This is a genomic window from Dermacoccus sp. MPR-E5, assembly GCF_058809565.1.
Genome location: NZ_JBXASS010000001.1, coordinates 83,952 through 98,398, shown reverse-complemented (window position 1 = coordinate 98,398; position 14,447 = coordinate 83,952). Strand labels below are relative to the sequence as shown.

10 protein-coding genes and 1 tRNA gene are annotated in these 14,447 nt (G+C 69.7%); 3 read left to right on the top strand and 8 right to left on the bottom strand.

Features of this window, described 5'->3' with window-relative positions; translation table 11 throughout:
* Positions 1 to 120: 120 nt before the first annotated feature.
* The 3 genes from AC1RS9_RS00415 to AC1RS9_RS00405 are packed head-to-tail and all read right to left on the bottom strand — an operon-like array spanning position 121 to position 4,743.
* Positions 121 to 2,079, bottom strand: coding sequence for an acyltransferase family protein (locus AC1RS9_RS00415; RefSeq protein ID WP_313490063.1), 1,959 nt, complete (start codon positions 2,077 to 2,079; stop codon positions 121 to 123).
* Between the two features lie 33 nt (positions 2,080 to 2,112).
* Complete coding sequence (locus tag AC1RS9_RS00410) at positions 2,113 to 4,107, bottom strand: acyltransferase family protein (protein ID WP_492920135.1); 1,995 nt, start codon at positions 4,105 to 4,107, stop codon at positions 2,113 to 2,115.
* Between the two features lie 45 nt (positions 4,108 to 4,152).
* Positions 4,153 to 4,743 (bottom strand): hypothetical protein, encoded by a 591-nt coding sequence (locus AC1RS9_RS00405; protein ID WP_006943805.1) that lies wholly within the window; start codon positions 4,741 to 4,743, stop codon positions 4,153 to 4,155.
* Between the two features lie 94 nt (positions 4,744 to 4,837).
* On the opposite strand from AC1RS9_RS00405, the gene AC1RS9_RS00400 reads away from it, so the two are divergent.
* A complete protein-coding gene (locus AC1RS9_RS00400; protein ID WP_172462926.1) occupies positions 4,838 to 6,823 on the top strand; it encodes an acyltransferase family protein in 1,986 nt (661 codons plus the stop codon).
* Positions 6,820 to 7,908: a nucleotidyltransferase family protein gene (locus AC1RS9_RS00395; protein ID WP_062258188.1), complete on the top strand. Its 1,089-nt coding sequence runs from the start codon at positions 6,820 to 6,822 to the stop codon at positions 7,906 to 7,908. The genes AC1RS9_RS00400 and AC1RS9_RS00395 overlap by 4 nt, the downstream gene beginning before the upstream one ends.
* 123 nt (positions 7,909 to 8,031) lie before the next feature.
* Here AC1RS9_RS00395 and polA read toward each other — a convergent pair whose 3' ends face one another.
* Positions 8,032 to 10,701 (bottom strand): DNA polymerase I, encoded by a 2,670-nt coding sequence (polA, locus tag AC1RS9_RS00390; RefSeq protein ID WP_492920132.1) that lies wholly within the window; start codon positions 10,699 to 10,701, stop codon positions 8,032 to 8,034.
* A gap of 46 nt (positions 10,702 to 10,747) precedes the next feature.
* On the opposite strand from polA, the gene AC1RS9_RS00385 reads away from it, so the two are divergent.
* Positions 10,748 to 11,209, top strand: a complete 462-nt coding sequence (locus AC1RS9_RS00385) for a PaaI family thioesterase (protein WP_369815081.1) — start codon at positions 10,748 to 10,750, stop codon at positions 11,207 to 11,209.
* A 75-nt stretch (positions 11,210 to 11,284) separates the two neighbouring features.
* On the opposite strand, the gene AC1RS9_RS00380 is transcribed toward AC1RS9_RS00385, so the two are convergent.
* The 4 genes from AC1RS9_RS00380 to pyk all read right to left on the bottom strand — a co-directional run bounded on the left by AC1RS9_RS00380 (position 11,285) and on the right by pyk (position 14,420).
* Complete coding sequence (locus tag AC1RS9_RS00380; protein WP_259877955.1) at positions 11,285 to 11,884, bottom strand: ANTAR domain-containing response regulator; 600 nt, start codon at positions 11,882 to 11,884, stop codon at positions 11,285 to 11,287.
* A gap of 10 nt (positions 11,885 to 11,894) precedes the next feature.
* A complete protein-coding gene (locus AC1RS9_RS00375; protein ID WP_259877956.1) occupies positions 11,895 to 12,707 on the bottom strand; it encodes a shikimate 5-dehydrogenase in 813 nt (270 codons plus the stop codon).
* Between the two features lie 70 nt (positions 12,708 to 12,777).
* Positions 12,778 to 12,858, bottom strand: a tRNA-Leu gene (locus AC1RS9_RS00370).
* 86 nt (positions 12,859 to 12,944) lie between these two features.
* Complete coding sequence (gene pyk, locus AC1RS9_RS00365; protein ID WP_062258185.1) at positions 12,945 to 14,420, bottom strand: pyruvate kinase; 1,476 nt, start codon at positions 14,418 to 14,420, stop codon at positions 12,945 to 12,947.
* Between the last annotated feature and the right edge of the window lie 27 nt (positions 14,421 to 14,447).

Here is a 14,447-nt window from a genome sequence, read left to right as displayed (position 1 = left end):
CGTGAGGGTCGAGAGGTGTGCGCGCGTACCGCGCGGTAACTGGTGACCATGGTCACACGTCGGGCGCACTTTCGCATGCGGTGTTCGCCAACTCCCGCGCCGCCCCGCCCGAGGCGAACCTCACCGTGCGGCGCCCGCGCGTTGCACCTGCGGCGCGAGCCACGTCCAGATCATCGCGGCGCCGCGCGGGGTGAAGTGCAGCGTGTCCTCGTAGAGGCTCACCCCGTTGATGACGGAGCGGTACCCGGCGCTGCACGTCTGGGCGTGCAGGTCGGCGAGCGCCGCATCGGGGTGATGCTTCACCCACGCCGCGATGACGCCGTTCGCCCAGTCGACGGCGGCGTCGTTCGAGCCCTGCTCGGCGAAGAAGCGCAACGACGGATCGAGTCGCACCGGGTCGATGCGTCGGCACGGGAGATTGACGACGACCGTGCGCTCGACGCCTGCGGCGCGGGCTCGCTGCGCCCACGAGTCGAGGGCCAGCTCGATCGACTTCGCGCCCTGCGGCGTCTGCGGCGCGGCGAGCACGCCGTCAAGGCGGTGCGTCGTGAGGAAGTGGGCGTCACCGACGATGACGAGGGTGCGCGCGTGCGCGTCGCGCAACTGCTTCTCGACGCCCGCGCGCCAGCTCGCGCAGCGCGTGGACTCGGCGACGTCCTGGCCGTCGTGGCTGATCGGCGCGGGCACGAGGTCGCAGCCGATCATCGTCGCGTCGCTCATCGACAGGTCGGTGTAGACCGACGGCGAAAAACCCTGCGCGAGTGAGGAACCCACGCTGTCGCCCACGATGCCGGCGTCCTGGTGCGCGCCCGTGCGGTACGCGGGCGTCCCCGCGACGAGCGGCGGCACGTCCGTCGGCACGCCGGGTGCGCTCGTGCGGGCCTGGGCGGCGCTCGCCACCGCGAGCACCCCCGACGCGCCGATGGCGAGGGCCCGGCGACGGCTGCGTCGCAGGTGCGGCCACATGCCACGCAACCCGTCCTGCAGGATCGGCGCCTCGAGGTAGCGGAAGCTCACGACGGCGAGCGCGAACGTCACGACGAACTGGAGGAACCCGAGCGCGGGCTGCGGCACGTCGGGGCGCAGCCACAGGTGCACCGGCCAGTGGTAGAGGTAGAGGCCGTAGGAGATCTGTCCGACGAAGGCCAGCGGCCGCCAGCCGAAGACGCGGTTGATGGCGAGGCCGCGCGGGTCGATGCTCGACCAGCCCATGAGCGAGGCGCCAAGCGCGAACAGCAGCACGCCGCCCTTCGCGTAGACCCACTCGGTCTGCGCGTCGAGCAGGAATACTGCGCTGATCGACACGATCGTGCCGAGGACGCCGAGGGTCTGTGTCACCTCGCGCGACGGCAGGCGCGGCCCCCGTCCGTCGGCGCCGACGCCGAAGGCGAACCCGAACGCGACACCGACGAGCAACGCCTGCACGCGGGTGTCGGTGCCGTAGTACAGGCGCGCCTGATCCTCGAACGAGGCGAGCCCGAGGTGCGCCGTCCACCACGCACTGAGGCAGGCGAGCGCCATGACGAGGGTGAAGCGCAGGCGGCGCGAGCGCGTGAGTGCGCAGATCGCGAGGATGAGGAACGGGATGACGACGTAGAACTGCTCCTCGACGGACAGCGTCCAGGCGTGACGCAGCGGCGACGGGTTGCCGATCTGGTCGAAGTAGCTGTCGCTCCGGCCTATCAACCTCCAGTTGAGGTAGAAGCCCAGGGTGGCGAGTGCGTCGCCGCCGAACTGCTTCTGCTGGGCGGGTTGCTCGAAGAAGGCGGTGTGCGTCAGCACTGCGGCGACGAGGACGAACATCGCCGGCAGCACGCGCCGCGCGCGACGCAGGTAGAAGCGGCGCACGTCGATGCGACCGGTGCGCTGACGTTCCTTGATGAGGATGCGCGCGATGAGGAAGCCGGAGAACACGAAGAAGTGGTTGATGCCCACCCAGCCGCCGACGAGGCCCGTCGCGCCGAAGTGATACGCGATGACGAGCAGGACGAACAGGCCGCGGTAGCCGTCCATGGCCGCGTAACGATCGGTGCGGGGACGCTCGACACGGCTCCCGCGCGAGCGTGCGGATGTGCTCATCGTCTGGCCACCATGTTCATCGGGCTGCCTCGTTCATCGGGCGGCCGCCACGATCTGCGGCGCGAGCCAACCCCAGATCATCGGGGTCGCCTCGGGCGAGAAGTGGATGCCGTCGTCGTAGAGCGTGATGCCGTGGCGAGTTGGCTGGTACGACGAACCGCACACCGCGCCCGCGAGGTCGAGGACGGGCACGTGGTGTTCCTTCGCCCACGCCGTGATGATCGCGTTGACCCGTTTCGGGTGCCCAGCCTCGGCGACGAGTTGGGGGAACTTGTCGAAGTCGCCGCGGTACTCGGGCGGCACCTGCAGTTCGTCGATGGTGCGGCACGGCACGGTCGTGACGGCGAACTTCGCCGCGCCCGAGGTGCGCGCGGTGGTGAGGGTCTTCGTCAGCGTGCGGGTGATGAGGTCGCGGTAGGCCTCGTCGTCGAGCCACAGCACCTTGCCGTCGACGTCGTGTCGCAGTGCGAGGTAGAGCGTCGGCATGAGCACGGCCAGCCGGGAGTCGGAAGAACGCACCGTGGGCCCGAACTCCGCCTTCGCTTCGCGACACGGCGTGTCGTTGGGTTGCTGACGCGTCGCCGTCCACTGCACGGGCGCGTCGAGCAGGTCGCAGCCGGGGGCGCCGGCGTTCGTCACGACGAGGTTCGAGAAGTTGTCCTTCGGCATGCGCTGGGCGAGGAAGTACGGCACCGAGTCGCCGTACAGCGTGACGGCGAGTGGTCGGGCGGGCGGCGTGTACGTCGCCTGGCCCTCGACGAGCGTCGGGATGTGCGCGACGTACTGCGGGTACTGCGGCGCAGACACCTCGTGGGCCGCCGTGCTCGCCCCGGCGGGGATGGCCAGCGCCGCGACGAGGACCCCGACGAGACCGACGGCGCCCGCGCCGCCCGCGCGCCGCCCACCGAAGGCCCGCACCCCGCGCTTGATGACGGGCTTCCTGAGCCAGCGGTAGCTCGCGTCGGCGGCGGCGTACGAGAGCACGAGCGTCGCCACCGCGAGCGGGATGACGTGCCCGTGACCGAAGGCGCGCACGAGCCACAGGTAGATGGGCCAGTGGTAGAGGTACAGCCCGTAGGAGATCTTGCCGGTGTGCACCGCGAGACGGTTGGCGTGCAGCCGCACGAGGGGCGTGGGCACGCGTTGGGCGCACCCGATGATCCACGCGAGGCCGGCGAGGCTCGTGAGGAGCATCCCGCCGCGGGTGAACATCCAGTCACTCAGCGGCTCGATGAGCGCGATGCCTGCGAGCGTCGCGACGAGGCCGACCCAGCCGAGGATCTCGAGCCGGCGGTCTCCCGCATCGAGCAGATCGCGACGATCCCGTGCCCGCAGCAGCCCACCACCACGTCCACGATGCCCCGTCCACACGCCCGCCGCGACACCGAGGGCGAGGGCCTGCATGCGCACGTCGGTGCCGTAATAGGCGTGTGCCTGCCCGCCCGGTGAGTCGAGATCGATCGTCGACGCCCACGCCGCCGACGCGAGCGCGAGGACGACGAACCCCGCGGTGCGCGCGCTGCGGCGGTGCGCGTACGTCAGCGCCGCGATGATGAGCAGCGGCACGACGAGGTAGAACTGCTCCTCCACCGACAGGCTCCACGCATGGCGCGTGATGCTCGGGTGGGTGAACTCCTCGAAGTACTGATCGTCGCGCAGCACGAGGCGCCAGTTCATGACGTACGTCAGGGTCGCGAGGATGTCGCCGCGCAGGTACGTGCGCTCCGCGGCTGGCGCGAACGCCCACCCGTCGAGGGTGACGGCGCCGACCATGACCAGCAGCGCCGGCGCGAGGCGACGCACGCGCCGTCGGTAGAACTCACGCACGCTGATCCACCCGAACTCACGCTGCTCGGCGAGCAGCAGGCGCGTGATGAGGAACGCCGAGAGGATGAAGAAGACGTTCATGAGGATCCACGCGCCGGGCAGGAACGTCAGTACACCGACGTGCCACAGCATGAACACGACCATGCCGTAGCCGCGGATGCCGTCGAGCCCGGGGCGGTAGGCGAACAGTTTTGAGGCCATCGTCGTTTCTCCTGGCCTCGTTTCGCGGGGCCGGTACGGGCAGCGTCAGTCGCGCTCTTGGTCCGACAGGCGCTTGCGCCCGCGCGCGGTGCGGCGCTCGTGCACGTCGTCGTCCTCGCCGTCGTCGCCTGCGGCCCGCTCGACCTTCCCGATGCGCACGCCGCGCTCGTGGCGCTCTGCGTCGCGGTCCTCGTCACCGAGGCGTGCACGACGTGCGGGACGCTCCTCGGCGTCACGACGCTCGCGCCGCGCGGGACGCACCGGACGCTCGTCGTCATCGTCGTCGTGCTCGTCATAACGGTCGTAGCGCTCGCGTCCGCGTGCGGCGCGCCCGGAGCCGTGCGTGCCGAACAGGAGGTAGCCGAGCGCGGCGGTGGTGAGCGCGAGCGCGAGGAACAGCAGCGCGCGGTGCAGCGATTGCCCCTCGATGATGTTGCACTGCCCCTTCGCGAGGCCGGAGGTGTTGGGGGACATCGGCGAACCGCAGCCGAACAGGCTGCCGTCCTTGCCCCGGAAGTTCGTCGGGGAGACGAAGAAGTAGACCGCGACGGCCAGGAGCAGCGCGGAGATGATGGCAGCGATCTTCGTGCCGGTCGCGAGACCCGTGGGGCCCGCCTCATCGTTCGTGTTCAGCATGACCGCATGCTAGCGGTGGATTCACCTGCAATGAGGTGTATGTCACAAATACACTCAGGGCTTCGAACGAATGACTCGTGGAAGAGGATCGACCGTGGCTCGCCGCCCCCACACCCCCCTGACATACCGCCCGGCCCTCGACGGCCTGCGGGCGCTCGCGGTGCTCGGTGTCCTCGTGTTCCACCTGTGGCCGAACGCGGCGCGCGGCGGGTGGCTCGGCGTCGACCTGTTCTTCGTCCTGTCCGGCTACCTCATCACGACGCTGCTCGTGCGCGAGTACGTCCAACGCGGCGGCATCGACCTGCGCGGGTTCTGGCTGGCACGCGCCCGACGGCTCATGCCGACGCTCGTCGTCGTCCTTCTCGCGGTGCTTGTCATGGCGACGTTCTGGACGTTGCCGTCGCGTCGTTACGCCGTCTCGCTCGACGTGCTCTCGACCCTCGCGTACGTCGCGAACTGGCACTTCATCTCCGGTGACGAGGCCTACTTCGCCTCGAACGGCACGCCCTCTCCCCTGCGTCACGCATGGTCGCTCGCCATCGAGGAGCAGTACTACCTGCTGTTCCCGCTCCTGCTGCTCGCGCTCACGCGGTTCCTCACGCGCCGCCGCCACCTCGCGTTCTGGTTGCTCGCGCTCGCTGCTGCGTCGGCGCTGTGGATGGCGCACCTGTACGTGCCCGGCGTCGACCCGACGCGCGTCTACTACGGCACCGACACCCGCGCGTTCGAACTGCTCATCGGCGCCGCCGCGGGTGCCTGGATCGGGCCGTCGCAGTGGGGTCATGCGCGCCCCGCGCCGTGGCTGCTGTGGCTCGAACGTCTCGCGTGGCCGGCGCTCTTCGCGCTGGTCATCGCGATGCTGACGTTCGACGAGTCGTCGTCCGGGCTGTTCCGTGGCGGGCTCGTCGCGTTCTGCGTCGTCGCGCTCGTGCCGATCCTCGCGGCAGCCTCGCCGCACCCGAACAGCTTCCAGCACGTGCTGTCGTTCGAGTGGCTGCGCCGGCTCGGGCTCATCAGCTACGCGCTGTACCTGTGGCACTGGCCGCTGCACGTCTACCTTGCGCCCGAGCGTCTCGGCCTCGACGCGGCGTGGGCGGGCGTCGTCCAGGCCGTCGCCGCCCTCGTGCTCGCGACGGCGACCTACCGCTTCGTGGAGCAGCCCGTGCGCCGTGGCGGGGTGCGCGCCCTGTGGCCGCGCTCGCCTGCACCTCGTCGGCTCGCCCCGATCGCGGCCGCCGCGGCGGCACTCGTCGTCGCCGGTGGGGCGTTGGCGCTACCGCACGTCTCGGGTGGCGGTTCCGATCTGGAAGCCGGTTCGGGTGGCGGCGAACTGACGTACGCGATGAAGACATACACGCCCGGTGAGGACGTCAAGGCGATCCTCGTCGGCAACTCGATCCCGCACAGCCTGTTCGCCAACTTCCCGCAGACACGCTTTCCCGACCTGCAGCTGACGGAATCAGCGAGCTTTGGATGCACGACGTTCGCCGGGCAGGAGAGCAGTGGCGGCCAGCCGGTGCCGTCGCTGTCGAAGTGCGACCAGTTCCATGACGACTGGTACTACGGCCTCGCCGGGCGCGACACGATGCTGTATTTCCTGCCGCAGAACCTGCTCAACGACTACGCGGTCGACGGACGGATGCTTCGCGCCGGCAGCGCCGAGCATGACGCGTTCGTGCGCTCCAGCCTCGACGGCGTCGCGCAGAAGGCGAAGCAGCAGAACATCACCCACCCCTACCTCGTCGACCTGTCGTGCCACCGCGTGCCGACGATAGGAACCGACCCGACGGTCGTCGCGACCAACGACACCGCGAAGGTCGAGCATCTCAACGACGTGGCGAAGGGCTGGGCGAGTTCCAACGGAGTCACCCTCATCGACCAGTTCGGCTTCCTCTGCCCCGGCGGGCAGTATCACGGCCGCATCAACGGCGTGAACCTCTACGCCGATGGGCTGCACTTCACCAGCGAGTCCGGCCCGATCTTCTGGAACTGGCTCGCCCCGCAGATCCAGCAGCACGGTGACGGGTCGGGCGCGTCCAGCACCAGCTCGTCGAGTGCGTCGAGCACCAGCGGCCGATGAGCCTGCACGCCGTCGTCCTGGCCGGTGGGTACGGCACCCGGCTGCTGCCGTTCACGCGCCGCACGCCGAAGCACCTGTTGCCGATCGGTGACGAACCCGTCATCGCGCACCAACTTCATCGTCTCGCGGCGGCGGGCGTCGAATCCGTCGTGCTCGCGACCTCGTACCACGCGGACGCCTTTCGTCCGGCGCTGGGTGACGGCGACGCGTACGGCGTCCGGTTGCGCTACAGCCGTGAGGAGCATCCGCTCGGCACCGGTGGCGCGCTGCGTCACGCGTGCGGGTTGCTCGATCTCGCGTCCGACGACGACGTGCTCGTCCTCAACGGCGACCTCATCACCGAGCATGACCTCGGCGCGCAGGTCGCCGCGCACCGGGCGCACCGGGAGTGTGCCGTTCGCGCCGGCGACGCACCCCCGGTGCTCGCCACGATCCACGGACGCGCCGTGCCCCACGCGTCGGCGTACGGGTTGCTACACCTCGACGAGGCCGGGCGCGTCACGGCGTTCGAGGAGAAGCCGCCAGGCGCGCCTGCGGGCGTCGTCAACGCGGGCACGTACGTCGTCTCCCCCGCCCTGGTCGATCTCGTGCCCGTCGACGCGGTCGTCTCCCTCGAACGCGAGGTGTTTCCTGAGGCGAGCGAGCGAGGCGGGGTGTTCGTCCACCGCGACGACGCACCGTTCCACGACATCGGCACGCCCGCCGCCCTGCTGGCGGCGAACCTCGCCTGGGCGCGTGAGCGTGACCTCGACGCCGTCGACCTGCGAGCGGGGGCGGTTGCTGGCACCCCTGACGCGGGTGCTATCCGCGGCAGCCTGCTGCTGGGCGGATCACGCGTCGCCGCCGACGCCATCGTGAACGGCTGCATCATCGGGCCCGGCGCGGTCGTGGGGGCGGGCGCCGTGCTGGACGACTGCGTCATCGGGGACGACGCCGTCGTCACACCGGGTGTGCGCGCCCGCCGTGTGACACTCGACGTCGGTGAGCGACTGGGCCAAGAGCCCCATCAACGGCTCGAAGGGTCCCCGGCCGAAACCGTGGGCCCCCGGGCCCGAAGCGGTGATGAGCACCTCCGAGATGAGTGAAAAAGATCCCCAACCGGAATCTTCCACTCTAGGTCGGCTGCTCGGCCGAGAGGCAGCTGCGAACGTTTTCTTCTCACCGGCCGACCCGACGTGCCGGCTGTCGACCCTCACGGGCGGCGGCCGTCAGTGCTCGGCGTCCTGCCAGCTGCGTCCGGTGCCGACGTTGACGTCGAGCGGCACCGCGAGGTCGGCGGCCGCACCCATCTGCTCGCGCACGATGCGTTCGACTTCGTCGCGTTCGCCCGCGCCGACCTCGACGATGAGTTCGTCGTGCACCTGCAGGAGCACCCGCGAGCGCAGGTTCGCCGCGCGCAACGCCTCGTCGACGCCGAGCATGGCCTTCTTCATGATGTCGGCCGCCGAGCCCTGGATCGGCGCGTTGAGCGCCATCCGCTCGGCCATGTCGCGGCGCTGACGGTTGTCGCTCGTCAGGTCGGGCAGGTAGCGGCGCCGACCCATCATCGTCTCGGTGTAGCCGGTCGCGCGCGCGTCGTCGACGATCTGACGCAGGTAGTCGCGCACCCCACCGAAGCGTTCGAAGTAGCCGTCCATGAGGCGCTGCGCCTCGGCCGTGGAGATGCGCAGCTGCTTGCTCAGGCCGAACGCCGACAGCCCGTACGCGAGGCCGTACGACATCGCCTTGACCTTCGCGCGCATCTCGGAGGTCACCTCGCTCGGCTCGACGCCGAACACGCGTGAGCCGACGAACCGGTGCAGGTCCTCGCCGTCGTTGAAGGCCTGGATGAGGCCCTCGTCGCCGGACAGGTGCGCCATGACTCGCATCTCGATCTGGCTGTAGTCGGCGGACATGAGGCAGTCGTAGCCCTCGCCGACCACGAAGACGCGACGGATGCGTCGACCCGATTCGGTGCGGATCGGGATGTTCTGCAGGTTCGGGTCGGTCGAGCTGAGGCGCCCGGTCGCCGCGATCGTCTGCTGGTAGGTGGTGTGGATGCGGCCGTCGTCACCGATCGACTTGATGAGGCCCTGCACCGTCGAGCGCAGCTTCGAGGCGTCACGGTGACGAAGCAGAGCGTCGAGGAACGGGTGCGGCGCCTTCTCCGACAGGTCGGCGATCGCCTCGGCGTCCGTCGTGTACCCCGTCTTCGTCTTCTTGGTCTTCGGCAGGCCCAGGGTCTCGAACAGCACGACCTGCAACTGCTTCGGCGAGCCGAGGTTGACCTGCTCACCACCGATCGCGTCCCACGCGTCCTGCTGTGCGGCGACGACCTGCGCGTCGTAGTCGGCTTCGAGTTCGTGCAGCGCGTCGAGGTCGACGGCGATGCCTGCCTGCTCCATCGTCGCGAGCACCTCGACGATCGGCAGCTCGAGCTCGGCCATGAGCTCGATGCCACCGACGTCGGCGACCGCCTCGTCGAGCGCGTCGGCCAGGGTCGCGACGGCCGCGGCGCGCGCCATGGCGTCGTCGCCCTGCGTGGCGCCGACGTCACCGAGGTCGAGCATCCCCTGACCGGCTGCCTGCTTGCTGGTCTCGGGCAGTTCGATGTGACAGTAGCGCAGCAGCAGATCCTCGAACCCGTACGAGCGCTGGTCGGGTCGCACGAGGTAGGCCGCGATGGCGGTGTCGTTCGTCAGCCCGGCGAGGGTGAGACCGCGCGCGGCGAGGGCGTGCATCGGGCCCTTCGCGTCATGCAGGGCCTTCGCCTTCGTCACGTCGGCGAGCCACTCGGCAAGCGCCTGCTCGTCCTCGGGTGCGAGGGTCGTCAGGTCGACGTACGCGGCGCGGCCGCTCTCGTCGGCGATCGCCAGGCCGCTCGCGTCACCCGCGCCCTTCGCCCACGTGCCGTCGACGAACAGCCCGGCGCGCCCGGTGATACCGGCGAGCCACGTCTCGACCTCGCCGTCGCCGAGCACGACGCCGTCGACGCTGACGTCGCCCTCCGCCTCGGGCTGCGCCGTGCCGAGCGTCGCGAACAGGCGGTCGCGCAGCACCTTGAACTCGAGACCGTCGAAGACGCGGTGCACCTCGTCACGGTTCCAGTCGTGGCGCGCGAGGTCGTCCGGCGTCACGGGCAGCGGCACGTCGACGAGCAGCTGGTTGAGGCGTCGGTTGCGCAGCACGCCATCGAGGTGGGCGCGCACGTTCTCGCCGGCCTTGCCCTTGATCTGGTCGACGTTGGCGACGAGGCCCTCGAGGTCGCCGTACTGCCCGATCCACTTCGCGGCCGTCTTGGGGCCGACACCGGGCACGCCGGGCAGGTTGTCGCTCTTCTCGCCGACGAGCGCGGCGAGGTCGCTGTAGCGCTCGGGCGGCACGCTGTACTTCTCCTCGACGGCGGCGGGCGTCATGCGCGTCAGCTCCGAGACGCCCTTGACGGGGTACAGCACGGTGACGTTGTCGCGCACGAGCTGCAGCGCATCGCGGTCGCCGGAGCACAGGAGCACCTCGTCGAAACCGGCCTGCGTCGCCTGGGTGGTGAGTGTCGCGAGGATGTCGTCGGCCTCGTACCCGTCGAGCTCGAGGTGCGTGACGCCCATCGCGTCGAGCACCTCCTTGACGAGGCTCACCTGCCCCTTGAACTCGCTCGGCGTCGTCGCGCGGCCCGCCTTGTACTCGGCGTACTCCTCGCTGCGGAACGTCTGACGCGACACGTCGAACGCGACGGCGAGGTGCGTCGGTTCCTCGTCGCGCAGCAGGTTGATGAGCATCGACGTGAAGCCGTACACGGCGTTCGTGTGCTGCCCCGTCGAGGTCGAGAAATTCTCCGCGGGCAGCGCGAAGAAGGCCCGGTAGGCGAGGGAATGTCCGTCCAACAACAACAAGCGCTTCACACGTGGCAGCCTATGTCCCAGCACCGACAACCCGAAAGGCGAGACCATGACGAGCTCCCCCACGCCCGAGAACGCAACCCACGCGCCCGAGATGACGCAGGAGCAGATGCTCGACGAACTCGCGCAGATGAGCCGCGGCACGCTCGACGAGCGCATGGGCATCCGCGTGCTCGAGGCCTCCCCCGAGCGTGTCGTCGCGACGATGCCCGTCGAGGGCAACACGCAGCCGTTCGGGTTGCTGCACGGCGGCGCGAACGTCGTCATCGCCGAGAGCGTCGGCTCCATCGGGGCGAACATGGCCGCCGGGCCGGGACGATTCGCTGTCGGGCTCGACATCAACGCGACGCATCACCGTTCCGCGAGGAGCGGCATCGTGACGGCGACCGCGACGGCGCTGTCGATCGGGCGCACCCTCGCGGCGTACGACGTCGTCATCACCGACGATGAGGGCAACCGCACCTGCACCGCCCGCATCACGTGCATGCTGCGGGATCTGCCGAAGGGCTGAGACGCCTCCTCTGGCGACGAAGGGTTGTGGAGGCTCGCGATACCCATCGCGCGAACCTCCGCAACCCTTCTCGCGTCAGGCGTCGCCGAACTCGGCGATCACGCCGTCGCAGACCTTCTGCATCGACAGGCGACGATCCATCGCGGTCTTCTGGATCCAGCGGAACGCCGCGGGTTCGTCGAGGCCGAGCTTGGTGGTGAGGATGCCCTTCGCCCGGTCGAGTTGTTTGCGCGTCTCGAGCTTGGCGTTGATCGCCGCGAGTTCGTCGCGCAGGGCGCGCATCTCGCGCCATCGGCGGGTCGCGACGGTGAGCGCCGGGCCGAGGTCGTTCCAGGTGAACGGTTTGACGACGTAGGCCATGACGCCCGCGTCGCTCGCGCGTTCGACGAGGTGGCGGTCGCTGAACGCCGTCAGGAGGACGACGGGGGTGAGGCCGTCGGCGCCGATCTCCTCGGCGGCGCTGATGCCATCCTTGCGGGGCATCTTGACGTCGAGCAGCGCGAGGTCGGGTCGGTGCTCGGCGATCGCAGCCACGGCCGCTTCCCCGTCGCTGACGGCGGCGACGACGTCGTAGCCGCCCGCATCGAGCATCTCGACGAGGTCGAGGCGGATGAGAGATTCGTCCTCCGCCACGACGACGCGCAGGCGCTGGTCTTGGTCGCTCGTCTCACTCACGGCGAAAATCCTACGCGTCCTGGCGCGAGAACTCGGACGCGGTACGGATCTGCTCGTCGCTGGGGCGTACGCCGGTGTAGAGGACGAACTGCTCGGCGGCCTGCAGCGCGATGACCTCGGCGCCGGTGATGACGTTCTTGCCCCGCTCCCGCGCGGCGACGACGAGCGGCGTGTCGCTCGGGCTCGCGACGACGTCGAAGATCCACGTCGCGGCGTCGATCTCGTCGGTGGTGAAGCTCAACCGCCCCACGCCCTCACCACCGGCCATGCCGAGGGGCGTGACGTTGACAAGGACGTCGGTGCCTTCCGGCACATCGCGCGAGTGCTCCCAGCCGTATTGCGCGGCGAGCTTCTCCCCCGCCTCGACGTTGCGCGCGACGATCGTTCCGCGCGTGAAGCCGGTGTCGCGGCACGCGGCGACGACCGCCTTGCCCATGCCGCCCGAGCCGCGCACGGCGATGCGCAGGTCGGTCGGCACGCCGTGGGTCTGCAGCAGCGACGCGACGGCGACGTAATCGGTGTTGTAGCCGGTGAGGACGCCGTCGTCGTTGACGATCGTGTTGACGGAGTCGATGGCCTTCGACGATTCGTCGAGCGCGTCGAGCATCGGGATGACCTGCTCCTTGAACGGCATGCTCACTGCCGCGCCCCGGATCGGCAGCCCCCTGATGCCGGCGACGGCCTGCGCGAGATCAACCGGCGAGAACGCCTTGTAGACGAAGTCGAGCCCCAGCTCGTCATAGAGCCGGTTGTGGAAGCGCGTGCCGATGTTGCTCGGGCGCCCCGACATCGAGATGCACAGCTGCGTGTCCTTGGAGAGCATGCGCGCCAGCCTAGCGCCGCCGCCGCGGAACGACGAAGGGCTCGACCTCGACGGTCGAGCCCTGTGCGCGTGCCGACGGGGGGATTCGAACCCCCACGCCTTGCGGCAAAGCATTTTGAGTGCTCCGTGTCTGCCATTCCACCACGTCGGCTGGTGCCCGCTCACCTTACCCGAACGCGCGCTGCCCCCGCGCACCGGGCGCGGGGGCAGCAGCGCCGATCAAGGACTGAGGCAGTATCAGTTCTGCGCGGCGGCGCTACGGGCCTTCTCGTGGTCCTCGTAGGCCGGCGCGACGCGGTTCTTCGCGTCGCCGATCTTGTGCACGCGCAGCGCGTTCGTCGAACCGGGGATGCCGGGAGGCGAACCGGCGGCGATGACGACGAGGTCACCCTCGATGCAGCGACCGTCGCCGAGGAAGATCTCGTCGACCTGCATCGACATCTCGTCCGTGTGCTTGACCTTCGGGCTGCACTCCGTCTGCACGCCCCACACGAGCGCGAGCTGCGAACGCACCGTCTCCGACGGCGTGAACGCGACGATCGGCAGGCGCGGACGCAGACGCGACATGCGCTGCGCCGAGTCGCCCGTCGTCGTGAAGTTGACCAGATGCGTGCACCTGAGCGTCTCCCCCACCTCGACGGCGGCCTTCGTCACGACGCCGCCCTTCGTGTGCGGCTGGATGCCGAGGTCGGGCACGCGCTCGAGGCCGTGCTCCTCCGTCGAGGAGATGATGCGCGCCATCGTCTTGACCGTCTCGATCGGCCACGCACCGACCGACGTCTCCCCCGACAGCATGACGGCGTCCGCGCCGTCGAGCACCGCGTTGGCGCAGTCGGAGGCCTCGGCGCGCGTCGGGCGCGGATTCTCGATCATCGACTCGAGCACCTGCGTCGCGACGATGACGGGCTTCGCCGCGCGGCGCGCGAGCTCGATGGCACGCTTCTGCACGATCGGCACGTCCTCGAGCGGCAGTTCCACGCCGAGGTCACCGCGCGCGACCATGATGCCGTCGAACGCCTCGATGATCTCGATGAGGTTCTCGACCGCCTGCGGCTTCTCGATCTTCGCGATGACGGGGCGACGGATGCCCACCTCGTCCATGATCTCGTGGCAGCGCGTGATGTCGGCGGCGTCGCGCACGAACGACAGCGCGATGAGGTCGGCGCCGGCCTTCAACGCCCAGCGCAGGTCAGCCTCGTCCTTCTCGCTGAGCGCGGGCACGCTCACCGCGACACCGGGCAGGTTGATGCCCTTGTTGTTCGAGACGCGGCCCGGCACGACCACCTCGGTCACGACGTCCGTGGCCGTCACCTCGACCGCGCGCAGCGCGACCTTGCCGTCGTCGACGAGCAGCATGTCGCCGACGTTGACGTCGCCCGGCAGGCCCTTGTACGTCGTGCCGACGCGCTCGGAGTCACCGTCGACGTCCTCGGTCGTGATGGTGAAGCGGTCGCCCTTCGCGAGGTCGACCGGGCCCGCGGAAAAACGAGCGGTGCGGATCTTCGGGCCCTGCAGGTCGGCGAGGACGCCGACGGCGCGACCCGTCGCCGCAGCGGCGGCGCGGACGTGGTCGTACCGGGTCTGGTGCTCCTCGTACGAACCGTGGGAGAGGTTGAAGCGGGCGACGTCGAGGCCGGCCTCGACGAGCTCACGCGTCCGTTCGGCAGAGTCGGTAGCAGGGCCAAGGGTGGCAACAATTTTCGCGCGACGCATGCTGCCAACCCTATCGCCCGCGCGAGC